Below are 22,216 nucleotides of genomic sequence, written 5' to 3'. Positions count from 1 at the left end.
CATCGTCGCCGGTCGGGCCCCATGCCGTCCTCACCCAGGAAGGATGAGGTGAGCGTCCGGCCAGGACCGGAGATTCGGCGGATGAGTGACGCACCCGACCGGCACGCGAGAACGATGCTCCCGATCCCGGACCGCGCGGCGCCCGGGCTGACCACTTACGACACCAAGGACCCGGAGACCCGGTTCCCGCCGATCGAACCGTTGCGGCCGCCGGCCGGCGCGCCGAACGTCCTGGTCGTGCCGCTCGACGACGTGGGCTTCGAGATCGCCGCCGGCGACGCCACCGGTGTGATCATCGCGCAGGGCACCGCGGTCACGGCCGCCTGCACCGTCGCGGACAGCCGCTTCACCGGGAAGATCCATCAGGTGCGGATCGACCTCGGCGACGACGACCACGGACACGCCATCGACCCCGAGGAGCGCCTGCGAATCGCCATGGCGCGCCAATAGGGCCTAGGCGACGCCCCGGCGCCCCCACCACACCCACAGGTCGAGGGTGAGCAGCACCATCGCGAAGCCGAACAGCAGGTCCTCCACCGGGGCATGGACCAGCCGCCATCCGATGATCGCGCCAGGGTCGTACATGACGATGTTCCGGCCCGTCAAAATGCCGTTCGATAAAAGCTGAAAAAGCACGACAATGGGGTACGTAGCCCAGAAAATCACCCGCTTCAGCAGACCGACGCGGAACACGAAGAGGTCGAGTGTCGCCGCGAGGACGACGCCGAGGCCGGCCGCCGCCGTGTAGGTCACTCGTCGCCGGCCGGCCTGCGCAGGACCTTGCGCACCGCCTCGAACCCGAGGACCGCGCAGACCGGCACCACGAGGAAGAACAGCACCTCGTCGAGCGGCAGCCCACCCGGGAACACCACGCCGGTCATCTGCGACGCGTCGAAATGCCAGTGCCCGGCGGCGATGGCCGCGAGGTCCCACAGCGCGAAGACGGCCACCACCGGCAGGACGGTCAGCAGCAGGCGCCGCCACCGGCGGAGCACGCCGACCTTCAGCACCGGCTCGAGCCAGAGAGCCGCGCCGAGGCAGCCGGCGAGCACCGACACGTACGCCAGATGGCGCATCAGAAACCGAGCGCCTGCGCCCGCCGCTTCACCTCGCGTGCCCGGTCCCCGCCCAGCCCGAGCGCGGCGTTGCCGTCGAGATCCGGGTCGGGCTCGTAGAGCCACCGGAGGGCCTCTTCGTCGTTATACCCGGCGTCGCGCAGCAAGGTCAGGATGCCCGGGAGGTGTTTGAGCACGGTGCTGTTGGCCACCAGCTCGGCGGGGACCTGCCGGACACCGTCGCGTCTGACCGCGAGCAGCTGCCCGTCGCGGATCATCTGATGCACCTTGCTGATCGACACGCCGAGTCTCTCGGAGACATCCGGCAGGTTGACCCAGGCGGCCGGCCCGGCGGTTACGGAATCGCTCACTCCTACAGCGTGCCAGATCGGAGAACGAACGCGATGAGCCTGTTGCGGAGAGTCCGTGCCGAGGTGTCCGGCGCACTGCGGTCGGTGCGCTACGACATGGGCAGGCGGCCGGTCGAGCCGCCGTCCGCCGGCCCGGACGTGACTTCGACGGGGATGAACACGTTCGGCGGGCCGCTGCCTCTCGGAGACGAGGGACCGGCGGCGCATCGCGCGGCCCGCAGTCCACGCCGGGCGGTGGCAGTGAGCGTGCTGGGGGTGCTGACCGTGATGGGCGCGGCCGGCGTCTACCTGGCCGTGGTGAACGGGCTGGGCTCGCTGCTGAACGAGACGCCCGCCGCCGCGGACACCTTTCCGCCGCCGCCGGCCGCGACGTCGACGTTCACGCCGAACGCGGGGATCGGCCAAGGGCCGGGGGCCGCCGCCGTACGACGGCCCGCGCCCGGGGCGACCACGGTGGCCGGCACGACGCCCGCCCCCACGGCGCCGCCGCCCGCCGGCCCACCGGCGACGGACGGCAGGAACGCGAGTCCGATTCGGACAACGAGTCCGACAAATCCGGAATGTAACTGCGACGGCCCGCCCGTGCCGACGCCGACCGCCCCGAGCACGCCCGGCCCGGCGTCGCCGTCCGGGGAGCCCAGCGACTCCCCGTACCCCAGCGACACGGGCAGCCCGTCGCCGAGCGAGACCTCCGCCACACCGAGCGAGTCGGCCGAACCTAGCGATACCCCGCAAGCCCGGCATCGCCGTCGCCACCGTTAAATCAGCTTTTGTCGGAGCAGACGGTGAGCTTACGGCCGGGGTCCCGCCGCTCGGCGTACCCGTTTGGACTCAGCTATGACATCCTGGTCTGCCCGCACGCGAAAGACACATACACTTCACGCCGATGGACACCACAGTCGCCGACACGTTGATCGGCACGACGATTGACGGCCGCTACCGGATCACCGGTCGCGTCGCCCGTGGTGGCATGGCGACCGTCTACACGGCCACCGACCAGCGACTCGAGCGCACCGTCGCTCTGAAGATCATTCATCCGTCGCAGGCGACGAACGTCCACTTCGTGGACAGGTTCACCGACGAGGCCAAGACGATCGCCCGGCTCACCCACCCCAACGTCGTGGCCGTGTACGACCAGGGCCGCCACCTGGGCCTCCCCTACCTGGTGATGGAGTACGTGCAGGGCAACACCCTGCGCGACCTGCTCACCCAGCGCCGGCGGCTCAACCCGGTCGAGGCCTGCGCGATCCTCGAGCAGATGCTCTCCGCGATCGCCGCCGCCCACCGGGCCGGCCTGGTCCACCGCGACGTCAAGCCCGAGAACGTGCTGGTCGCCGAGGCCCCCAGCGGCGGCAAGGCCAACCTGGTCGACGCCGTCGTCAAGGTCGCCGACTTCGGCCTGGCCCGTGCGGTCGAGGCGAGCAGCGTCGAAGACTCCGGCCAGCTGATGGCCACCGTCGCGTACGTCGCTCCCGAGCTGGTCACCGACGGCCACGCCGACGCGCGCACCGACGTCTACTCGGCCGGCATCGTGCTCTACGAGATGCTCACCGGCAAGGTGCCGTTCGACGGCGACGACCCGGTCGCGGTGGCCTGGCAGCACGTCGACAACGACGTCCCGCCCCCGTCGCAGACCGTCAAGGGCCTGCCCAAGTCGCTCGACGACCTGGTGGCCAGCGCGACCCGGCGCGACCCGGGCGCCCGCCCGACCGACGCCGGCGCGATGCTCACCGCGGTGCAGACGGTGCGCGACCAACTCGGCGCCGCGAGCGCCGAGACGGCGCTGCTGCGCCAGGTCCCGTCCCGGCACGCCGCCGCCGACGCGACCGCCATGGTCCCCGCCGTCCCGGCCACCGTCGGCGACCGGCCGAGCTGGGCCCGGCTGCCCGAGCAGAGCCGCAACACCCAGACCTACCGCCGGGGCGACCCCGGGCTGCGCTCGTCCGGCGGTCCCGACCGCCGGCGCATCCTGCTCTCCGCGGCGGTCGCCGTGATGGTGCTGGTTGTCATCGGCAGCACGTGGTGGGTGACCCTGGGCCGCTACACCGACGCCCCGCCCATGGTCAACATGACCAAAGACCAGGCCGAGCTGTACGCGCGGCAGCACAACTTCGAGCTGTTCTACGGCGACGGCGCGTACAGCGAGAACGTCCCCAAGGACACGGTGGTCAGCCAGAGCCCGGCCGCGCAGGAGAAGATCGTCAAGGGCGGCACCATCACGCTCACCTTGTCGCTGGGCAAGGAGCGCTTCGAGGTGCCCGACCTGACCGGTCTCGAGCTGGCCGCGGCCAAGACCGAGCTGGCCCAGGCCAACCTCAAATACAAAGAGGGCGCCGGGCAGTACAGCGACACCGTGCCCGAGGGCGCGGTCCTGTCCACCAACCCGGCCAAGGGCACCGAACTCAAGCGCGGCGACCCGGTCACCGTCGTGACCAGCAAGGGCCGCGCGCCGATCTCCGTGCCCGACCTGGTCGGCAAGAACATCAACGACGCCCGCAACCAGCTGCAGCAGCTCGGACTCACGGCTGTCGAGCGGTACAAAGACAGCGACCAGCCGGCCGACACCGTCATCGCCCAGTCGCCCAAGGCCGGCACCGGCGCGGCCAACGACGCCGAGGTCACCCTCGACGTCAGCAAGGGACCGCCGCTGGTCACCGTCCCCGACGTGAGCAACCAGCAGTGCCAGCAGGCACAGGGCACGCTGCAGCAGCTGGGGCTCCAGGTGCAGATCACCGGTTTCAACCCGCAGGGCTTCGTCCGCGGGCAGAACCCGCCGGGCAACACCCCGGTGCCGCCGCAGTCCCAGGTGGTCCTGCAGTGCTTCTAGAGCGCCGCATCGGGTCGCACACCAAGACGTCGGGCGGGCTGGCCAAGGCCGCCCTCCCGTACGTCGACGCCGCCGGGTCGGAGACGCTGCAGGTGTACGTCTCCAACTCGCGCGGCTGGGCGCTGCCGCCCGGCGACCCCCAGCAGGACACCCTGTTCCGCGACGGCATCGGCGAGCGCGGGCTCCCGGCGTACATTCATGCCTCGCTCCTGGTGAATGTGGGATCCCCGACCGATCTCACGGTCGAACGCTCGGTCGCGACCCTCGCCCACTCGCTGGAGCGCGGCCAGGCGATCGGGGCGGCGGCCGTCGTCTACCACGCCGGGAGCGCGGTCGACGCCGAGCACGAGGCGAAGGCCATACACCAGTTGCACGAGGCCCTGATGCCGCTGCTCGACGACGCCGCGGCCCGCGGGCTGCCCAAGCTGCTGGTCGAGCCGAGCGCGGGCGGCGGCCGCAGCCTCGCGTCCAAGGTGCAAGATCTCGGCCCCTACCTGGCCGCCGTCGAGCAGCACCCGTGGCTGGGCGTCTGCTTCGACACCTGCCACGCCTGGGCGGCCGGCCACGACCTGGCCACGCCGGGCGGCATGACCGCGACGCTCGACGCCCTGACCGCGACGGTCGGTCCCGACCGGCTGATGCTGATCCACGCGAACGACTCGAAGGACGAGTGCGGCTCGACCCGCGACCGGCACGAGACGATCGGCAAGGGCCTCATCGGCACGGCCGCGTTCGCCGAGCTGATGACCCACCCGGCCACGTCCGGCATCCCGGTGATCGTCGAAACCCCCAGCGTCGAGCACGAGGGCCACGCCACCGACATCGCCCTCCTCAAGAGTTTGCGCTGATCCTTTCAAGATCAAAGTCAAGATCTTTCTCTGATACGAGTTTCGGCCAGTCCCCGATGAGACGCCCAGCGCCGTCGTGGTCACCCTCCTCGCGCGGCTGCCGGGCTGTCCTGCATGGCAACGGCGGCCTTACGGGCCGCGGTCACCGCGGGCCGCGATCACAGTGGGCTGCCAGACCTCAGCCGTCTCCCCGACGATCCGCCGCCCCACTCAAGACGCCGCGCTCAGGAGGGCAGCGAGCCGCTCCGCCGGCTCGTCGGTCGCGGCAGCGGGCAACCGCAACAGCTCCACCCGGTGTACCAGCCGTGGCGCGCCCACCGGCACGCCCGCGAGCCCGGGGTGCGCCTCGACCAGCGGCTGTGGGAGCACGGCCAGGCCGTGGCCGGCCGCCACCAGGCCGGCCAGCACCGTCGCGTCGGCGCCGTCGTAGCGCAGGCCCGCGCGCAGGCCGTCGACCGGCAGGCGGCCGAAGGGGGCCACCTCGGGGGCGTCGATCCAGTACGCGTCGGCCAGGTCGGCCAGGTCGACGGCGCGCCGCCGGGCCAGCGGGTGCGTGGCCGGGACGGCCACCATGGCCGGGCTCTCGGCCACGCCCAGCGATCGCGGGCCGCCGGCGCCGGGCTCGGGCAGGCGCAGCGGGTCGCTGGGCGCCGTGAAGCCGTCGACCAGGCCCAGGTCGATCTCCCCGGTGGCGACGGCCTCGACGATCCGGTCGCGGTCGGCGACGCGCAGCCGGGTGCGCAGGCGCGCCGACTCGGCCCGGATCGTGGCGAGCGCGGTGGCGATGGGCGCGGCCCAGGCGAGCGGGGTGAGGCCGAGGATCAGGCGCCCGGGTGGGGCCACGGCCCGGGTCACGTCGGCGCGGGCCGCCTCGAGCCGTACCAGAAGAAGCGCCGCATGACGGCGCAACCTCTCGCCGGCGGGCGTCAGGGCCACGGGGCGCCGGGTGAAGAGCGGGGTGCCCAGATCGGCCTCGAGGGCGGCGACGTGCTGCGAGACGGCCGACTGGGTGTACCGGAGCCGCTGGGCGGCCGCGGAGAACGAGCCGGTGTCGGCGACGGCGAGGAACGTGCGCAGCAGGTGCGGATCCACATCAGGGATGCTAATGCCGTCCGTACCAATCATCGTTGGACGTGATGTGGTGAGGAGTCGCAGCATGGGGGCATGATGTCGATTGCCCTGGTCGGAGACCGCTCCCCCGCCGTGCGCGCACACTCGCGCATCCCCGCCATCCTCGACGCCCTCCGCGAGGAGGAGCAGATCGACCTGGACGCCTACTGGGTCCCGACGCCCGACGCCGCCGATCCGGCCGCGCTGGAGGGCTTCGGCGGGATCTGGCTGGCGCCCGGCAGCCCGTACCGCAGCGAGGAGGGCGCGATTGTCGCCGCTCGCACCGCCCGCACCGAAGGGATCCCGTTCCTCGGCACGTGCGGCGGCTTCCAGCACGCGATGCTCGAGTTCGCCCGGGACGTCTGCGGGTTCGCCGCGGCCCGGCACGCGGAGAACGCGTCCGGCGGCGGCGACGACGCGCTCATCACCGAGCTGTCATGCTCGCTGGTGGGGCACGAGGGCGCGATCGACCTGGCGCCGGGCTCCCGCATTGAGCGGCTGCTGGGCACGTCCCGCACGGTCGAGCGCTACCACTGCTCCTACGGCGTCTCGCCGGCCTACATCGACCTGCTGGCCGCGCACGGCATGGTGTTCTCCGGCCACGACGACGGCGGCGACGTGCGGGTGGCCGAGCTGCCCGGCCACCCGTTCTTCCTGGCCACCCTCTTCCAGCCGGAGCTGCACACGGACGGCGTCCACCCGGTGATCCGTGGCTTCGCCCGGGCCGTGCTCAGCGCGCGCGTCGGTCAGCCGGCTTCCCGATAGTCGGAGGGCCCGGTGAAGAAGCCGACGACCGTGGCCGCCGGAATGTCGAATCCCAGGGTCAGGTAGCGGCCGGGCTCGACCTCGGCGCTCGACGGGTTGGCCTGGTCGGCGTGTCCCGAGTCGTAGAGAAGGACGTCGGGGTAGCCAGCCCACTCCCGTGACGGGTCGCTCACCCGCCGGCCCACGGTCACGCGACGCTCCGAGAATCGATTCGAGAGATCGCCGTACGTCACCAGCACGGCCCCGTCGCTCAGCGCGAGCGCGTGGTGGGACGACGCGGGCATGTCGGTACGCAGCGGCTCGGCCCACGTGCGGCCGCCGTCGGAGGAACGCGACAGATACGCGCGCTCGACATCCGTACGGATCAGCGAGACCACCTCGCCACCGCTGAGCACGGTCAGCGTCGGCTCCTGGAAGTTGATCCCGTCGGCGGCCGCGATCTCGACCTCGTCCGATTCCAGCCAGGTGCGCCCGCCGTCGATGCTGCGCAGCACGTACGCCCGCCACCACTTCTCGTCGGCGCGGTGGCCGTAGACCGGGTACAGCAGCTCGCCACCGGGCAGCTCGGCCACCGCGCCGTGCGAGGCGTGCCACGCGAGGACGCCGCCGCCGCTCATGCCCATCCCCGCCGGGGCCGGCTCGCTCCACGTAAGCCCGCCGTCCGCGCTGCGGCGCACGAACGTGCCGTGCGTGGTGTGCCGCGGCTTGCTGCTCCAGTCGATGACGAAGTAGCTGAGCAGGACCGTGCCGTCGGCGAGCCGCGCCAGCTTGGGATCACGATCGTCGAACGGACCGTCGATCGCGACCCGTGGCGGGCCCCACGTGACGCCGCCGTCCTCGCTGCCGACCACGCTGATCCGGCCCCAGGGGCTGAGGTGCCCGGTGCCCTCCCGGAAGGCGGCGAGCAGCCGACCCCCGCCGAGGCTCACGACATCGGGAAAATGCGCCACGAGGCCGTCCCCGGCCCGGGCCACCACGAATGCGTCCGGCACGCCCAGCGACGTTACCCGCTCAAAGGAAACCGATGGCGTCGGCGTAGTAGAGCGAACCTTCCAGATGGAAGACGATCTCCCGCGGCGTCCACGCGTCGCCGTCACGGTGGTCGAGCTGGGCCGGGGTGAGCGCGCGCAGGCGCACGTCGAAGATCTGGGCCAGCCGGGTGAGCCGGCTGCGCGCCTCGTCGAGGTCCTCGGCGGTGAAGGGCGCCAGGTCGGCGGGCGTGGTCACCGCCGAGGCGTGCCAGTGGTCGGGGATGGTCGCGGCGCCGGCCACCCGGGCCTCGATCTCGGCCAGGTGGTCGACGAGATGGTCGGCGACCCGGCGGATCGCCTTGTGCGGGGTGTAGACCCGGTCGTCGATCGGCCGGGGCTCACCGTCCCACGTCGTCCAGGTCGCCGCGCGTGCCAGCACCTGCTCCACCAGATGGGTCACCACATCGGCCGGATGCCGCTCTTCAGTCATGGCGGCCAGTAGACCCTGGGAACGCTTCGGCGCCGACCGAAACGCCGCTGACACCGACCTGCACCCGCCGGGCGCTCACCCCGGCCGCCGTCTCGCCGAGTCTGTCTGGTGAATCCTCGGACAGAAGTGGGTGGACCAGGAATGTCGTGGCGGCGAGCACTGACCGACCGGTCGGTTGGTACAAAAATCATGATCGCGGTGGGCATCGTGGCGGCGTTCGGGGCCGGCGACGGCCTGTACGCGCTGAGCAGCCTCGGCGCCACCAACCAGCAGGTCAAGATCGGGTACGTGCACGAGCAGGAGCTCGAGGCGATCGCCGACCTGCGCGCCTCGGTCAACCGGGTCTGGCTGAGCATCGACGACTACCAACTCGCCGGCAGCGACGCCGAGCGCGCCACCGACGAGGCCGCGCTCGCCGAGAGCCGGTCCAAGATCGACGGCTACGCCTCGGCCTACCGGGCGTTCCCGATCAGCGCCGAGGCCACCGCGGCGATCGACGAGTTCGACACGCACTGGGCGCGGTACGACGGCATGCTCCCGAGCGAGGTGCTGCCGGCGATCGAGAAGGGCGCCAAGGTCGACGACACCGGCCTCACCAAGGCCATGGACGCCGTGCGCGCCGACCTCACCTCGCTCACCGGCATCACCGTACGGGCGGGCGCCGAGCAGGAGGCCTCCGCCGAGGACCGCTACCAGCACACCAAGTGGCTGGTGAGCGGGCTGCTCGCGGTCGCGCTGCTGCTCGGCCTCGCGCTCGCGGCCGCCATCGCCCGGCTCATCGTCCGGCCGCTGTCGCGCTGCGTCGCCGCGCTGCAGCGGATCGCCGACGGCGACCTGACCGCCCGGGTCGAGGTGAGCAGCGCCGACGAGGTGGGCCAGATGGCCACCGCGCTCAACGCGACCACCGACTCGATGGCCGGCATGGTCGGCCGCATCCACACCAGCTCCGACCTGCTGGCCGAGGCGTCCGACGAGCTGTCGGCCGTGTCGTCGCAACTGTCCGCCTCGGCCGAGGAGACCTCGGTCCAGGTCGGCGCCGTCTCCGACTCGGCCGAGCTGGTCTCCGAGGGCGTACGGGCGGTTGCGGCCGGCGCCGGCGAGATGGGCGTCTCGATCCGCGAGATCTCCGACAACGCGAACGAGGCGGCCGTGGTCGCCGCCGAAGCGGCCCGCGCCGCCGCATCGACCGACGCGAGCGTGGCCCGGCTCGGCGAGGCGTCGACGCAGATCGGCACGGTCGTCCACCTGATCACGTCGATCGCCGAGCAGACCAACCTGCTCGCGCTGAACGCCACGATCGAGGCGGCCCGGGCGGGCGAGGCCGGCAAGGGTTTCGCCGTGGTCGCCTCCGAGGTGAAGGACCTGGCCATGGAGACGGCCCGGGCCACCCAGCAGATCACCGAGCAGGTCGGCGCGATCCAGGCGGAGAGCGGCACGGCGGTGAGCGCGATCCAGGAGATCGGCCGGGTCATCGCGACCATCAACGACTACACGACGACGATCGCGGCGGCCGTCGAGGAGCAGACCGCCACGACCGGCGAGATCACGCGCAGCGTGGACCGGGCGGCCGAGGGGTCGGCCACCATCGCCGAGACGATCGCGGGGGTCGCCGACGCGGCCCGCCACGTCACCGCCGGCGCGACCGAGACGCAGCAGACCGCGAGCGAGCTGGCCCGCACGGCAGCCGAGCTGCAGGCGACGGTCGCTACCTACCGGCTCTGAGGATCTCGCTCAGCACCTTGGTCGTCTGTTCGAGGCCGTCATCGTCGATGTCCAGGTGGAAAATGATCCGGGCCAGGCGCGGCAGCATGGCGGAGATGTACACGTCCCGTTTCGCCGCCTCGGCGACCAGGGTGGGCGCGTCCAGCGAGGTGTTGCTGAGGTCGAGCATCACCAAGTTGGTGCGCACTTCGTCGGGATCTACCACGTTGAATTCTGACAACGCCGCGGCGAGTTTCGCCGCGCGGGCGTGATCGGCGGCCAGGCGGCCGATGTTGTGGGTGAGCGCGTAGTCGCCGGCCGCGGCGAGGATGCCGACCTGGCGCATGCCGCCACCCATCCGCTTGCGGATGACCCGGGCCTCGGCGATGCGCGCGGCACTGCCGACGACCAGCGAGCCGACCGGCGCGCCGAGGCCCTTCGACAGGCAGACCGAGAGCGTGTCGAAGAGCGCGCCGTACTCGATCAGCGGAACGCCGTCGGCGACGTGCGCGTGCCAGATGCGGGCGCCGTCGCAATGCAGGAGAACACCCGATTCATCGGCAACGTCCCGCAGTTCCCTCAGGAGCGACAGCGGAACCACCCCACCCCCGCCGAGGTTGTGGGTCTGCTCCACCGCGATCGCCCGCGTGGGCAGCGACGGATAGCCCTGCGGCCGGATCATGGCGGCAATCTGCCCGATGCCGAGGGAGGCTCCCCACGACGGCCAGGTGCGGGTCGAGATGCCGCCGATCGCCGCCGCCGCGCCCAGCTCGTAGGTCACGACATGGGCGTCCGCGCCGGCGAGCAGCTCCCCGGCCCGGGGCGTGACCAGCTGCAACGCGATCTGGTTGGCCATCGAGCCGGAGGGGGCGAACAACGCCGCCTCGTGGCCGAACATCGCGGCGACCCGGGCTTCCAGGGCGTTGACCGTCGGGTCGTCGCCGAAGACGTCGTCGCCGACGGGGGCGGACGCCATCGCCTCGCGCATCGCGGCGGACGGCCGGGTCACGGTGTCGGAACGAAGATCAACCACGGAGCATCTCCGCCACCAGGAAGGCGAGCTCGAGGCTCTGCTGGGTGTTGAGCCGCGGGTCGCAGGCCGTCTCGTACCGGTCGGGCAGGTCGAGATCTTCGATGCCCTGCGCGCCGCCCAGGCACTCGGTGACGTCCTCGCCGGTCAGTTCGATGTGGATGCCGCCCGGGTGGGTGCCCAGGCCGCGGTGCACCTCGAAGTAGCCCAGCACCTCGTCGACGATGCGGTCGAAATGCCGGGTCTTGTAGCCGTTGGACGACTCGTGGGTGTTGCCGTGCATCGGGTCGCACTGCCACACGACCTTGGCGCCGGACGCGGTCACCTTCTCGACGATCGGCGGCAGCGCGTCGCGGACCTTGCCGTTGCCCATCCGGCTGATCAGCGTGAGCCGGCCGGGGACGTTGCCCGGATTGAGCTTCTCGCACAGCTCGATCGCGGTCTCGGGCGAAGTGCCGGGGCCGAGCTTCACCCCGATCGGGTTGGCGATGCGCGAGATGAAGTCGACGTGCGCGTGGTCGAGCTGCCGGGTGCGTTCGCCCACCCAGAGGAAGTGGCCGCTGAGGCCGTAGGCGCGGCCGTCCGAGACCCGCGTGAGGGCGCGGTCGTACTCGAGCGCCAGAGCCTCGTGCGAGCAGTACAGGCTGACCGTGCGCAGCGCCTCGTTGTCGGTCATGCCGCAGGCGCGGATGAAGTCGAGCGCGCGGTCGATCTCGCGGGCGATCGCCTCGTAGCGCTCACCGGCCGGCGAGGCGCGGACGAAGTCCTTGTTCCAGTCGTGCAGGCCGTGCAGGTCGGCGAGACCCCCGGCGAGATAGGCGCGCAGCATGTTCATCGCGGCCGCCGAGTTCGCATACGCCCGGATCATGCGCTGCGGGTCGGCGACGCGGGCCTCCGCCGTCGCCTCCAGCGAGTTGATCAAATCGCCGCGGTAGGCCGGCAGGCCCAGCGAGTCGTTCGGCGCCGAGCGCGGCTTCGTGTACTGGCCCGCGACCCGGGCCACCTTCACCACCGGCATCGACGCGCCATAGGTCAGCACGACCGCCATCTGCAGCAGCGTGCGGGCGTTGGCGAGCAGGTGGCTCTCGGTGTTGTTGTCGAACGTCTCGGCGCAGTCGCCGCCCTGCAGCAGGAACGCGCGGCCCTCGCACACCTCGGCCAGCTTGACCCGCAACTGGTCGACCTCGTACGGCGCGACGATCGACGGAACGTTGTCGAGAACCTTGCACACCGAGGCGACCTCGCCCATGTCCGCCCACGGCGGCATCTGCACCCGCGGCAGGGACCGCCATCGGTCGAGGCCGCGCGCTTCGTCCTCGGCGGAGTCGGTGGACGGACGGGACGTCTGGAAGGCCGGGTTGCCGACCCCCGGGTAGCTCAGCTGATGCCACTCACGGCGCATGGGGAAAGCCTACGAAAGCGGGGCACCCGGCTTGCGCCCGGTGCCCCGCTTCTCACCTGAGGAGATGAGTTACTACCAGTTACGTCTACAGGTTGTTCTTGATGGCGGTGATCAACTCGCCGTTGCTGGTGTCACCGGAGAACTCCCAGAAGAAGGCGCCGCCGAGACCCTGGTTCTTCACGTATGTCATCTTTCCGGCGATCGTGGCGGGCGTGTCGTAGCCCCACCAGTTACTGCCGCACTTGGCGTACGCGGTGCCGCCGATCGTGCCGGTGGACGGGCAGCTGTTCTTGAGGACCTTGTAGTCCTCGGTGCCCGCCTCGTACGTACCGGGCGCCGCGCCGGTGGCCGTGCCGCCGGGCGCCGCCTGGGTGACCCCGGTCCAGCCGCGGCCGTAGAAGCCGATGCCGAGCAACATCTTGCTGGCCGGCACGCCCTTGCTCTTCAGCTTCTGGATCGCGGCGTCCGACCAGAACCCGTTGGTCGGGATGCCGGCGTACGAGGTCAGCGGCGAGTGCGGTGCGGTCGGGCCCTGCGGGCTGAACGCGCCGTAGTAGTCGTACGTCATCGGGAAGACCAGGTTGAGCTTCTGGATGCCCGAGGCGTAGTCGGCCACGTCGAGCTTGCCGCCGTTCGAGCCGTCCGCCGAGATCGCCGAGGTGACCAGGAAGGACGAGCCGAACTTGTTGCGCAGCGCGGTGATCACGTTGTTGTACGAGGCCGGCCCGCTGGCGTCACACGAAAGGCCGCAGGCGTTCGGGTACTCCCAGTCGATGTCGATGCCGTCGAAGACGTCCGACCAGCGGGAGTCCTTGACCAGGTTGTAGCAGGAGTTCGCGAACGCGGTCGGGTTCGCGGCGGCCTGAGTGAAGCCGCCCGACCAGGTCCAGCCGCCGAACGACCAGATCACCTTGATGTTCGGGTACGCCTTCTTGAGCTTGCGCAGCTGGTTGAACGAGCCACGCAGCGCGCCCGCGTCCCAGGTGTCGGCGACGCCGTCCACGCTGTTCGCGGTGGTGTAGGCCATGTCGTAGTCGGCGTACGAGTCACCGATCGAGCACTGACCGCCGGTGGTGTTGCCGAAGGCGTACAGGACGTGGGTCAGCTTTGCCGCCGAGCCGGACGTGACCAGGTTCTTCACGAAGTACTGGCGGCCGTAGACGCCCCACTCGGCGAAGTAGCCGACGACGTTCTTGCCGCTGGGACCGGACGTCGGCGACGTGGTGGGCGGAGTCGTCGGCGTCGTGGTGGGGGGTGTGGTCGGCGTCGTGGTGGGGGGCGTGGTGGGGGTGGTGCCGCCACAGGCTCCGCCGTCGATCCAGACGTCCCACTGTCCGCTGTGCGTGGCGGGCGACTCGTTCTGAGTCCACCACTTGGCGGTGTAGTTGTGGCCGTTCTGGGAGGCGACGTTGTCCTTGACGTACACGGCGGTAGAGGACCACGCGGGGGCACAGGCCGCTGCGGCTGACGCCTGGGTCATGGGCACCATCGCGGTGGACGCCACCACGAAGGCCCCGGCCCAGAGAGCGCGGCGGAGGGATTTCTGCACTGGGTCTCCTCGCTGAACAGTTAGGAAAGTTTCCAAAAAGTTCGTAGAAGAGACCGTAGTCACACGTATTCACCATCGTCAAGATGCCTGACCTGGATTAAGCATGGTCTTAACTTCTCGACGGCGATGGGTACGGGGTGCACACGAACGGACACTGCGCGTAGTCTCTCGGTCATGACCATCTACGACGCCGGGTCACTGAGGCTTTTCGACGATGACGGAGAGTGCAAGCCATTCGCAGCCGTCGAGTCGCGCCTCCCCCGCTGAGCGGCCGATGAGCATCCATGTGATCGGTGTCGACGCATACGCCCTGGGCTGGGTCGGAGTCGAGCTGCGCGACGGCGCGTTCGGCCGGGCGGTGCTCGCCGCCTCGCTCTACGAGATCGTCACGAACAGCTCCGGCGCGGCGGTGATCGGCGTCGACATCCCCCTGGGCATGCTGCCCGACCGCTGGCGCGCGGCCGACACGCTCGCCGCCGACCAACTCGGACCGCGCCGGGGCAGCATCTTCCGGGTGCCGCCGCGCGCGGTCTGGATGGAGGCCGACTTCGCGGCGGCGAACCGATTGTGCCGCGATCTCACCGGCGCCGGCCTCAGTCGCCAGTCCTGGGCCCTGCGGCCCAAGCTTCTCGAGGCCAACGCGATCTGGGAACGGCATCCCGGCCTGCTCTTCGAGGCGCACCCCGAGGTCTCGTTCCGCACGATGGCCGGCGAGCCGCTCCAGCACGCCAAGAAGACCTGGTCCGGGCAGACCCGCCGCCGCGAACTGCTGGCCCGCAACGGCATCGTGCTGCCCGACCAGATCGGACCGGCCGGCCAGGCCCCGCCCGACGACATCCTCGACGCCGCCGCCGTGGCGTGGTCGGCCCACCGCATGGCCACCGGCACGGCGCTGAGCCATCCGTCCCCGCCCGAGGAATGCAACGGCTCGAAGATCGCTATCTGGTACTGACGCGCCGCAAGACGTAACAGCCGTCCATCGTGAAGCCGGCGACCTCGAACCCCGCCGCCAGCGCCGAGACCAGGTCACGGCGGACGGTCCGCCGCCACTCGGCCGCCTCCGCCGGTCGCTCGTCCCGCAGGCTCTCGATGTCCCGCGGGGTCGGCACCAGCCGGTCGGAACCGGTGACGACGACCGGCGGCGGCAGCGGCGCCGTGACGTCCCACTCGACCAGCAGGCGGTCGGTGTCGTCGCCGTCGTTGAGACCGTCCCGCAGCGAGCCGTAGTGCTTCTCGAGGTAGCGCACGACCCGCGCGCCGAGCTTGCCGAGGTTGACGTGGGCGTTGCGCCGCACCAGCGGGTCGAAGGTCCACTCGATGACACCCAGGCCGCGGTCGCGGGCCCACTCGCGCTCGTGCATCTTGAGCAGGTAGCCCAGACCGGCGCCCTGGTGCTCGGGCCGGACACCGACGATGTGCGAGTGCAGCCGCTCGCCGGCGCCGAGCCAGCCCACGGAGACGCCCGCCATGTCGTCGCCGGCGAAGGCGCCCGCGACGTAGTTGCCGGACATCTCCAGCGAGACCAGCACCGACGTGTTGACGAGATCTACCGGCGTGGCAGCGCGGAACGCGGCACACAGCACCCGCACCGCTTCCTCGAACTCCGGCAACGTGCGAAGGGCGCGGACCTCGGCCATCCCGAGAGGCTATGCCTTGGGCGCGGCCATCTGGGTGGCGATCTCGGTGGCGCGGTCGCGGGCGGCCGCGAGGGCGGCCAGCAGAGCCGCGCGTACGCCGTGGTTCTCGAGCTCGCGGATCGCGCTGATGGTCGTGCCGGCCGGGGAGGTCACCGCCTCGCGGAGCTTGACCGGGTGCTCGCCGGAGTCGCGCAGCATCACGGCCGAGCCGATCGCGGTCTGCACGATCAGCTCGTGCGCGACCTGGCGGGGCAGGCCGAGCAGGATGCCGGCGTCGATCATCGCCTCGACGAGGAGGTAGAAGTAGGCCGGGCCGGAGCCGGACAGCGCGGTCACCGCGTCCTGCTGGGACTCGGGGACGCGCATGGTCTTGCCGACCGGCTTGAAGATCTCTTCGGCGAGGGCCAGGTGCTCCTCGGTCGCGTACGGGCCCGCGGAGATCACCGTCATCGCCTGGTCGACCAGCGCCGGCGTGTTCGTCATGACCCGCACCACCGGGATGCCGCCGGGCAGCCGGTCGGCGAAGAAGCTCGTCGGCAGGCCGGCGCAGAGCGAGACGACCAGCTTGTCGGGCGGGACCTTCATGCCCCATTCGTCGAGCAGCTTCGCGGCGTCCTGCGGCTTCACCGCGATCAGCAGCACGTCGGCCTGGGTGATGGCGGTCAGGTTGAGCACAGGGCGGATGCCGTAGCGCTCGGCGAGCTCGGCCGCCCGCTCGGGGCGGCGGGTCGTCGCCAGCAGCTGCTGGGCCGGCCAGCCGGAGCGCAACAGTCCGGAGAGGACCAGCTCGCCGAGCTTGCCCGCGCCGATCACGGCGACACTGTGCTTGGTCATCTTCGCCCTCTCACGTGAAAAAGGGGGCGACCCGCGGTCGCCCCCTCGTTCCGAAACCGAAAACGCAGGCTCAGCTGCCGAAGAAAACTTCAGCCTCTTCGTAGCGGGAGAGCGGGACGGTCTTGAGCTCGCCGGTGCCCTCGATCAGCGGCACGCGGACGATGTCGGTGCCCCGCAGCGCCATCATCTTACCGAAGTCGCCCTCGTGGACGGCGTCAATCGCCTGCAGGCCGAAGCGGGTCGCGAGCACCCGGTCGAACGCGGTCGGGGTGCCGCCGCGCTGGATGTGACCGAGGACGACCGTACGGGCCTCCTTGCCGGTCTTCTCCTCGAGCTGCTCGGCGAGCCACTGGCCGATGCCGCCGAGGCGGACGTGGCCGAACGAGTCGAGCTCCTGGTTGTGCAGGACCATCTGCCCCTCGAGCGGCTGCGCGCCCTCGGCGACCACGACGATCGGCGCGTACTCGACCTGGAAGCGCTTGGTCACGTAGGTGGCGACCTGCTCCACATCGAAGTTGCGCTCGGGCAGCAGGATCACGTTGGCGCCACCGGCAAGGCCGGCGTGCAACGCGATCCAGCCGGCGTGCCGGCCCATGACCTCGACGACCAGGGTGCGGTGGTGCGACTCGGCGGTGGTGTGCAGCCGGTCGATCGCCTCCATCGCGATGTTCACCGCGGTGTCGAAGCCGAAGGTGTAGTCGGTGGCGTTGAGGTCGTTGTCGATCGTCTTGGGCACGCCGACCACGTTGACGCCGAGGTCGTTGAGCTTGGTGGCGACGCCCAGCGTGTCTTCGCCGCCGATCGCGACCAGAGCGTCGACGCCCTGCTCGGCGAGGTTGGCCTTGATCCGGTCGACGCCGCCCTCGATCTTGAAGGGGTTCGTGCGCGAGGAGCCGAGGATGGTGCCGCCGCGCGGCAGGATGCCGCGGACCTCCGCGATGCCGAGCGGCTTCGTCAGGCCCTCGAGGGGGCCCTTCCAGCCGTCGCGGAATCCGACGAACTCGTGACCGTACGCGGCGACGCCCTTGCGGACCACCGCCCGGATCACCGCGTTGAGACCGGGGCAGTCGCCGCCGCCGGTGAGCACGCCGATGCGCATGATTTGCTCGTCCTCCCTGATCGGGTTGCGAGAAGTCGAATAGCCCGTCAAGCCCCAGGGAGCGTTCTCTCTCGGCAGCGTTGCCGGCCCGGGGCGGGCCGCAAGCGCACTCTAGCGGCCCCAAGAAACTTGGACGAAAGCGCCCCGAGTTTCAGCCTAAACCTTCATCGCGTTCCAGCGGGCCAAGTTGTGCCTGGCGTCGACCAGGGCGTCGTGGCGGCCCGACATCGTGGGCAGCGTGGGGCGGCCGCGGTCGTCCCACAGCTGGCGCAGGTCCTTGGTGAAGCGGGGTATCTCGCGCGGCAGGGCCGGCATCGCCCCCCATAGCTGGGCGAGCGCGACGTGGTCGTAGGCGGCGAACCACGCCCACAGCTCCATCTGCTCGTCGCGCCCGCGCAGCGGCTCCATGAGGAACGCGTACAGGTCGTCGCGGATGCGCTCGCGGGAGCGCCACGCCTTGTCGGACGGGGACGGGAGCTTGTCGAGGACGTTGCGGCGCACCCAGGGGATCGCCTTGGCATCGTCGAACTCGGTGCTGACCGCGTAGAACTCGCGGCCGAACTCGTCGACGACCCCGATGGAGACCAGGTCGACCGTGCGGCCGTCCTCGATGAACTCGCAGTCGTAAAAGTATCGGTAGGCCCCCATCCAACCTCCCCACCGCCGCCCTTGAGCGGACTGAAGACCATCCCTCCATCCTGGCGCATGGTCAGCCGGCGGCCGCCTCCAGGGCCTCCCTCGCCCGTCCGAGGGTGCCGCTGTCGCCGCGGCGGGCGGCGCGGTCGGCCCGCACCGCCCAGCGCAGCCGCAGCAGGACCGGCAGGGCCACCTCGAGCTCGTCGCGGTCCACCGGGCCGGCCGCCACGTAGCCGTCGAGGAACTCGGTGGCGTGCGCCGGGCCGCCCGCGTACCCGATCGCCGCCGCCACGTCGTAGGCCAGCGGCCCGACCCCGCTGGCGCCGCAGTCGAGCAGCCCGGCGCGCCCGGTGCCGGGATCGACGACGAAGCACGAGGGCGCCGGGTCGCCGTGCAGCACGCCGTACGTGAGCCGGTCGGTGACGGTGAGCCGGGTGACCGCGCCGAGCGCTTCGGCCACGGCGCCGCGGAGCCACGGCTCGGCGGTCAGATGGGGCGCGTGGGGGTCGAGCGGCTGCCAGGGGCGCAGGCCGGGGTGGTGAAAATGCTGAAGAGCCTTGTGTACGACGCCCAGCCGGTCGCCCCACCACTGCTGATCGACCGGGTCGCGCCCCTCGAGCCGCCGGCCGGGCACGCGGCGCAGCAGGGCCAGGGCGCCGGCCGGGGTCTCCGCGGTGAGGCTGCCGCCGAGGGTGCGCACCGGCTCGCCGGCCTCGATGTTGCGCAGCCGCAGGTGCTCGGCCGCGACGAGACCGGCCTCCACCGGCTGCCGGGCGCCGGGCTCGGCGAGGCGGCACACGTACCGGTCGGCGCCCGCGGTTATCTCCCAGCCGCGGGAAAGCACCTCCTCCGGGAGGGCGGTGATCTCGCAGGGGGTCAGATGCCACTGGTCCCGCAGAGTCGATCGAACGAGGTCGTCATCCGGCACCGCGGGATTATCTCGGCATAGACCGAAAATCCGACGGACAGGATGGGCGACCAGGGTCTGTCCTGCCGGTCACGCGGAGCGAGGCGAGGTCCAGGTGGTGGCTGGCGTCGGCCGCGAAGCGGCCACATACAACCCCGGTATGCGACCGCTTCGCGGCCGCCGTCAGGCGCCGCCTGGGCCACGCCGCGGCCCCGCGTGACCGGCAGGACAGACCCTGTGATCACGCCTTGCTATCGAGAGGTTTACAGATAGCGACGCGCGCGACATGATCGTACGGTGCCATCGCGGCGCGCCCGTCCATGAATGGCGCGGGAGCACTGCTTCGTGCTATTAGTGATCGTTCGCGTCGAGGGGCCGGCGCCGGCCGGGTTCGTCGACGCGGTCCCCACCTGGGGGAGGGATAGACGCCGTGGACCATCGCATGCCGGATTCCGGTGACGCGCTGACCGGCGTGGAGATGTTCGCTGGCCTGGAGCCGGACGTCCGGCAGCGGGTCATCGCCACCGCGGTTCCACGCACGTATCGCAAGGGTCAGATCATCTTCGTCGAGCACGACCCCGGCGAATCCCTGATCATCCTGAAGCGCGGCGCCGTCGCGATCTTCCGCACCGCGCCCACGGGGGAGCGCGCGGTGCTGACGGTCGTGCGCCCGCCCGACGTTCTCGGCGAGGTGTCCCTCCTGGACGCCGCGACCCGCAGCGCGTCGGCCGAGGCGATCGAAGATTGTCAGGCGCTCACGCTGTCGCGGGCCGCGTTCATCGACCTCGTGCATTCCAACCCGCGCATTCTCGACGCGGTGATGCGCTCGGTCGGCGCGCTGATCCGCCGCCTGACCGAGCAGAACACCGACCACGTCTTCCTCGACCTGCCCGGCCGGGTGGCCAAGACGCTGGTGCGGCTGGCCGGCGAGAGCCAGGCGCCGATGATCACGATCGAGCTCAACCAGAGCCAGCTCGCCGAGATGGCCGGCGGCTCGCGGCAGAGCGTGAATCAGGCGATCGGCTCCTTCGCCAGCCGGGGATGGCTGCGCACCGAGGGACGCCGGATAGTCGTCACTGATCTGCAGGCGCTACGGCGTCGCGCGGGGATGGCTGTGGCTTGAGTTGATGGCCTCGCTCCGCTCGGCGGGCGCTGCGCCCCGAGGGGTCGGTGTCGAGGACTCCGGAAAAGACATCGGCTACGCCTCGCCTTTTCCGGTGCCCTCGACACCGACGGGCGCAGCGCGACTCTGCCCCTGACCCGGCATTTCAATGGTGGTCTTGAGCTTGCCGGCGTAGACGTCGACGTACGGGCGGCCGGAGAGCACCATCAGCTCGTACATGATCTCGTCGGTGATGGCCCGCTCGACGAACCGATCGCCTCGTGCCGCGTCGTACCGGGAGAAGTCGAGCGGGGCGCCGAACGTCATCCGTACCCGTCGAATCTTGGGAATGAGCGTGCCGGTCGGCTGGATCTCGTCGGTGTTGAGGAGCGCGACCGGAACCACGCGCGCGCCGCTCTCCAGCGCGAGCCGGGCCACGCCGGTCTTGCCGCGGTACAACCGGCCGTCGGGCGACCGGGTCCCCTCGGGATAGATGCCCGCGAGGCCGCCCTCGCGCAGCACCCTCAGCAGGGTGTCCAGCGCCGCCTGGGCGGCCTGGCCACCCGAACGGTCGACCGGGATCGTCCCGGTGCCGAGGAAGAACTGCCGCATCAGCTTCCCTTTGATCCCCTTGCCGGTGAAGTATTCGGCCTTCGCGACGAACGTCACCCTGCGATTCACCATCAGGGGTGTGAAGATCGAGTCGGAGAAGGAAAGGTGGTTGCAGGCGAGGATCACCGGACCGTCCGCGGGCACGTTGCGCAGGCCACGCACGTCCGGCCGGAAGATCAGCCGGAGCAACGGCCCGAGGAGCACGTACTTCAAGAGCCAATAGAACACGAGTGTCCTTTCCCGGACAGACGGCTTGGCCGGTCGCAGTGGAAGCCTAAGGCTTTCAGTCCGGTCAGCGGTGGCGGGCGGGGCCGTCGGATGGGAAGCGGGACGGCGCGCCACAACGCACTCCCGCAACCGGTGCTCGGCGTGTCACCATTCAAGGCACGGTCGGCGAGGGAGTGTGCAGGGTGACAGCGGGTGGCGCCCGCCGCGGGCGGCGGGACAACGGGCTCGACGCGGCCGACTACGCAGTGGCCGGCGACGTCGATCCGCGCGTCGGCGAGCGCCTGCTCGACGTGCTCCAGGCCGCGGGGATCGCGGCCTATCTTCAGCCCACGGCCGACCTCAACCCGATCCTGCGGGCCACCACGCTGCCGGCGCGCCCCACCGACCGGCTCTACGTCGACCGCACCTACCTCGACGACGCGCGGGCGCACCTGCTCAGGGAGACCGGCGGCCAGTCACCGTTCCCGGTCGCCCCGCCGTCGGCCGACCCGACCGCCGAGCCCGACATCGAGGCCGAGTGGGCGAAGATCGTGGCGGGCTTCCACACCACGGTCGATCCGACGGCCGAGCCCTGGCCGGCCGCCGAGGGGCTGCCGGCGGCCCCCGAGCCGCCGCCCGCCGTTCCCCCACCGGCCGAGGCCGGGCCGGTGGAGCACAACCGCCGCCGCATCGACCGGCCCGCCGAGCCGACCCTGATCGATGGGCTCGACACCTTCGGCGCCGATCTGGAAGACGACGAGGAAGACGAGCGTTACGTCCCGCCGCCGCCCCCGCCGCTGCCACGCATCTCGAAGTACGCGGTGATGGGCATCATCGGTGTGGTGCTGGGCTTCGTGCTGTTCATCTTTCCCGGACTGCTGCCGGTCGCCCGCGACTACGTGACGCTGATCGGCTTCGCGGCGATCGTCTCCGGCGCGGTCATGCTGGTCTGGCGGCTGCGCTCGGGCGACGACGACGAGGACGACTTCGACGACGGCGCCGTGGTCTGAGCCCGCCCCAGTTGGATTGACCACTGTCTGTGTAGCTCTTGGGTGTCGTCCGG

Annotated in this window: 24 protein-coding genes; 8 read left to right on the top strand and 16 right to left on the bottom strand. The window is 71.0% G+C overall.

Features of this window, described 5'->3' with window-relative positions:
* The first annotated feature begins 81 nt into the window (after positions 1–81).
* A complete protein-coding gene (locus tag ACIA5D_RS38700; RefSeq protein ID WP_396035457.1) occupies positions 82–450 on the top strand; it encodes a hypothetical protein in 369 nt (122 codons plus the stop codon).
* A 3-nt stretch (positions 451–453) separates the two neighbouring features.
* On the opposite strand, the gene ACIA5D_RS38695 is transcribed toward ACIA5D_RS38700, so the two are convergent.
* The 4 genes from ACIA5D_RS38695 to ACIA5D_RS38680 form a co-directional block, all read right to left on the bottom strand.
* Positions 454–753, bottom strand: coding sequence for a lycopene cyclase domain-containing protein (locus ACIA5D_RS38695; RefSeq protein ID WP_396035456.1), 300 nt, complete (start codon positions 751–753; stop codon positions 454–456).
* Positions 750–1,076, bottom strand: a complete 327-nt coding sequence (locus ACIA5D_RS38690; RefSeq protein ID WP_396035455.1) for a lycopene cyclase domain-containing protein — start codon at positions 1,074–1,076, stop codon at positions 750–752. Before ACIA5D_RS38690 ends, ACIA5D_RS38695 begins: the two co-directional genes overlap by 4 nt.
* The gene (locus tag ACIA5D_RS38685) at positions 1,076–1,426 is read right to left on the bottom strand and encodes an Rv2175c family DNA-binding protein (protein ID WP_396035454.1); all 351 of its coding nucleotides are present in this window, start codon (positions 1,424–1,426) and stop codon (positions 1,076–1,078) included. The genes ACIA5D_RS38690 and ACIA5D_RS38685 overlap by 1 nt, the downstream gene beginning before the upstream one ends.
* Positions 1,427–1,710: 284 nt before the next feature.
* Positions 1,711–2,124: a hypothetical protein gene (locus ACIA5D_RS38680; RefSeq protein WP_396035453.1), complete on the bottom strand. Its 414-nt coding sequence runs from the start codon at positions 2,122–2,124 to the stop codon at positions 1,711–1,713.
* 188 nt (positions 2,125–2,312) lie between these two features.
* Between ACIA5D_RS38680 and pknB the strand changes: the two genes are divergently transcribed.
* The gene (pknB, locus tag ACIA5D_RS38675) at positions 2,313–4,253 is read left to right on the top strand and encodes a Stk1 family PASTA domain-containing Ser/Thr kinase (RefSeq protein WP_396035452.1); all 1,941 of its coding nucleotides are present in this window, start codon (positions 2,313–2,315) and stop codon (positions 4,251–4,253) included.
* Positions 4,244–5,101, top strand: a complete 858-nt coding sequence (locus ACIA5D_RS38670) for a deoxyribonuclease IV (RefSeq protein WP_396035451.1) — start codon at positions 4,244–4,246, stop codon at positions 5,099–5,101. Before pknB ends, ACIA5D_RS38670 begins: the two co-directional genes overlap by 10 nt.
* A gap of 210 nt (positions 5,102–5,311) precedes the next feature.
* On the opposite strand, the gene ACIA5D_RS38665 is transcribed toward ACIA5D_RS38670, so the two are convergent.
* On the bottom strand, positions 5,312–6,193 hold the full coding sequence (locus ACIA5D_RS38665; RefSeq protein WP_396035450.1) for a LysR family transcriptional regulator: 882 nt from the start codon (positions 6,191–6,193) through the stop codon (positions 5,312–5,314).
* Between the two features lie 72 nt (positions 6,194–6,265).
* Between ACIA5D_RS38665 and ACIA5D_RS38660 the strand changes: the two genes are divergently transcribed.
* A complete protein-coding gene (locus ACIA5D_RS38660) occupies positions 6,266–6,976 on the top strand; it encodes a hypothetical protein (protein WP_396035449.1) in 711 nt (236 codons plus the stop codon).
* Here the strand turns inward: ACIA5D_RS38660 and ACIA5D_RS38655 are convergent.
* Positions 6,958–7,968, bottom strand: coding sequence for a sialidase family protein (locus ACIA5D_RS38655; RefSeq protein WP_396035448.1), 1,011 nt, complete (start codon positions 7,966–7,968; stop codon positions 6,958–6,960). The genes ACIA5D_RS38660 and ACIA5D_RS38655 overlap by 19 nt on opposite strands.
* Before the next feature lie 19 nt (positions 7,969–7,987).
* Positions 7,988–8,437 (bottom strand): hypothetical protein, encoded by a 450-nt coding sequence (locus ACIA5D_RS38650; RefSeq protein WP_396035447.1) that lies wholly within the window; start codon positions 8,435–8,437, stop codon positions 7,988–7,990.
* Positions 8,438–8,578: 141 nt separating this feature from the next.
* Between ACIA5D_RS38650 and ACIA5D_RS38645 the strand changes: the two genes are divergently transcribed.
* On the top strand, positions 8,579–10,159 hold the full coding sequence (locus tag ACIA5D_RS38645) for a methyl-accepting chemotaxis protein (RefSeq protein ID WP_396035446.1): 1,581 nt from the start codon (positions 8,579–8,581) through the stop codon (positions 10,157–10,159).
* Here ACIA5D_RS38645 and ACIA5D_RS38640 read toward each other — a convergent pair.
* The 3 genes from ACIA5D_RS38640 to ACIA5D_RS38630 form a co-directional block, all read right to left on the bottom strand.
* Positions 10,143–11,171, bottom strand: coding sequence for a threonine aldolase family protein (locus ACIA5D_RS38640; RefSeq protein WP_396035445.1), 1,029 nt, complete (start codon positions 11,169–11,171; stop codon positions 10,143–10,145). The genes ACIA5D_RS38645 and ACIA5D_RS38640 overlap by 17 nt on opposite strands.
* Entirely contained in the window at positions 11,164–12,570 is a 1,407-nt protein-coding gene (locus ACIA5D_RS38635; protein WP_396035444.1) for a class II 3-deoxy-7-phosphoheptulonate synthase, read from the bottom strand. Before ACIA5D_RS38635 ends, ACIA5D_RS38640 begins: the two co-directional genes overlap by 8 nt.
* An 85-nt stretch (positions 12,571–12,655) precedes the next feature.
* Complete coding sequence (locus ACIA5D_RS38630; RefSeq protein ID WP_396035443.1) at positions 12,656–14,119, bottom strand: glycosyl hydrolase family 18 protein; 1,464 nt, start codon at positions 14,117–14,119, stop codon at positions 12,656–12,658.
* 274 nt (positions 14,120–14,393) lie between these two features.
* On the opposite strand from ACIA5D_RS38630, the gene ACIA5D_RS38625 reads away from it, so the two are divergent.
* Positions 14,394–15,071 carry a DUF429 domain-containing protein gene (locus ACIA5D_RS38625; RefSeq protein WP_396035442.1) on the top strand — a complete coding sequence of 226 codons (678 nt, stop codon included), beginning with the start codon at positions 14,394–14,396 and terminating at the stop codon, positions 15,069–15,071.
* Here the strand turns inward: ACIA5D_RS38625 and ACIA5D_RS38620 are convergent.
* The 5 genes from ACIA5D_RS38620 to ACIA5D_RS38600 all read right to left on the bottom strand — a co-directional run bounded on the left by ACIA5D_RS38620 (position 15,058) and on the right by ACIA5D_RS38600 (position 19,253).
* Positions 15,058–15,756, bottom strand: a complete 699-nt coding sequence (locus tag ACIA5D_RS38620) for a GNAT family N-acetyltransferase (protein WP_396035441.1) — start codon at positions 15,754–15,756, stop codon at positions 15,058–15,060. The genes ACIA5D_RS38625 and ACIA5D_RS38620 overlap by 14 nt on opposite strands.
* 9 nt (positions 15,757–15,765) lie before the next feature.
* Complete coding sequence (proC, locus tag ACIA5D_RS38615; RefSeq protein WP_396035440.1) at positions 15,766–16,590, bottom strand: pyrroline-5-carboxylate reductase; 825 nt, start codon at positions 16,588–16,590, stop codon at positions 15,766–15,768.
* A 70-nt stretch (positions 16,591–16,660) separates the two neighbouring features.
* Positions 16,661–17,689, bottom strand: a complete 1,029-nt coding sequence (locus ACIA5D_RS38610) for a 6-phosphofructokinase (protein WP_213010266.1) — start codon at positions 17,687–17,689, stop codon at positions 16,661–16,663.
* Between the two features lie 156 nt (positions 17,690–17,845).
* On the bottom strand, positions 17,846–18,337 hold the full coding sequence (locus ACIA5D_RS38605) for a polyadenylate-specific 3'-exoribonuclease AS (RefSeq protein WP_396035439.1): 492 nt from the start codon (positions 18,335–18,337) through the stop codon (positions 17,846–17,848).
* A 61-nt stretch (positions 18,338–18,398) separates the two neighbouring features.
* Positions 18,399–19,253, bottom strand: coding sequence for a phosphotransferase enzyme family protein (locus ACIA5D_RS38600; protein WP_396035438.1), 855 nt, complete (start codon positions 19,251–19,253; stop codon positions 18,399–18,401).
* 421 nt (positions 19,254–19,674) lie between these two features.
* Between ACIA5D_RS38600 and ACIA5D_RS38595 the strand changes: the two genes are divergently transcribed.
* Positions 19,675–20,355 (top strand): Crp/Fnr family transcriptional regulator, encoded by a 681-nt coding sequence (locus tag ACIA5D_RS38595; protein WP_378964859.1) that lies wholly within the window; start codon positions 19,675–19,677, stop codon positions 20,353–20,355.
* A 75-nt stretch (positions 20,356–20,430) separates the two neighbouring features.
* On the opposite strand, the gene ACIA5D_RS38590 is transcribed toward ACIA5D_RS38595, so the two are convergent.
* Entirely contained in the window at positions 20,431–21,174 is a 744-nt protein-coding gene (locus ACIA5D_RS38590; RefSeq protein WP_396035437.1) for a lysophospholipid acyltransferase family protein, read from the bottom strand.
* A 182-nt stretch (positions 21,175–21,356) separates the two neighbouring features.
* On the opposite strand from ACIA5D_RS38590, the gene ACIA5D_RS38585 reads away from it, so the two are divergent.
* A complete protein-coding gene (locus ACIA5D_RS38585) occupies positions 21,357–22,163 on the top strand; it encodes a DUF308 domain-containing protein (RefSeq protein WP_396035436.1) in 807 nt (268 codons plus the stop codon).
* Positions 22,164–22,216: the final 53 nt, after the last annotated feature.

Source organism: Actinoplanes sp. NPDC051513 (genome assembly GCF_044454685.1).
Taxonomy (GTDB): Bacteria; Actinomycetota; Actinomycetes; order Mycobacteriales; family Micromonosporaceae; genus Actinoplanes.
The sequence above is the reverse complement of the archived record's forward strand: the minus strand, read 5'-3'. Positions and strand labels throughout refer to the sequence as shown.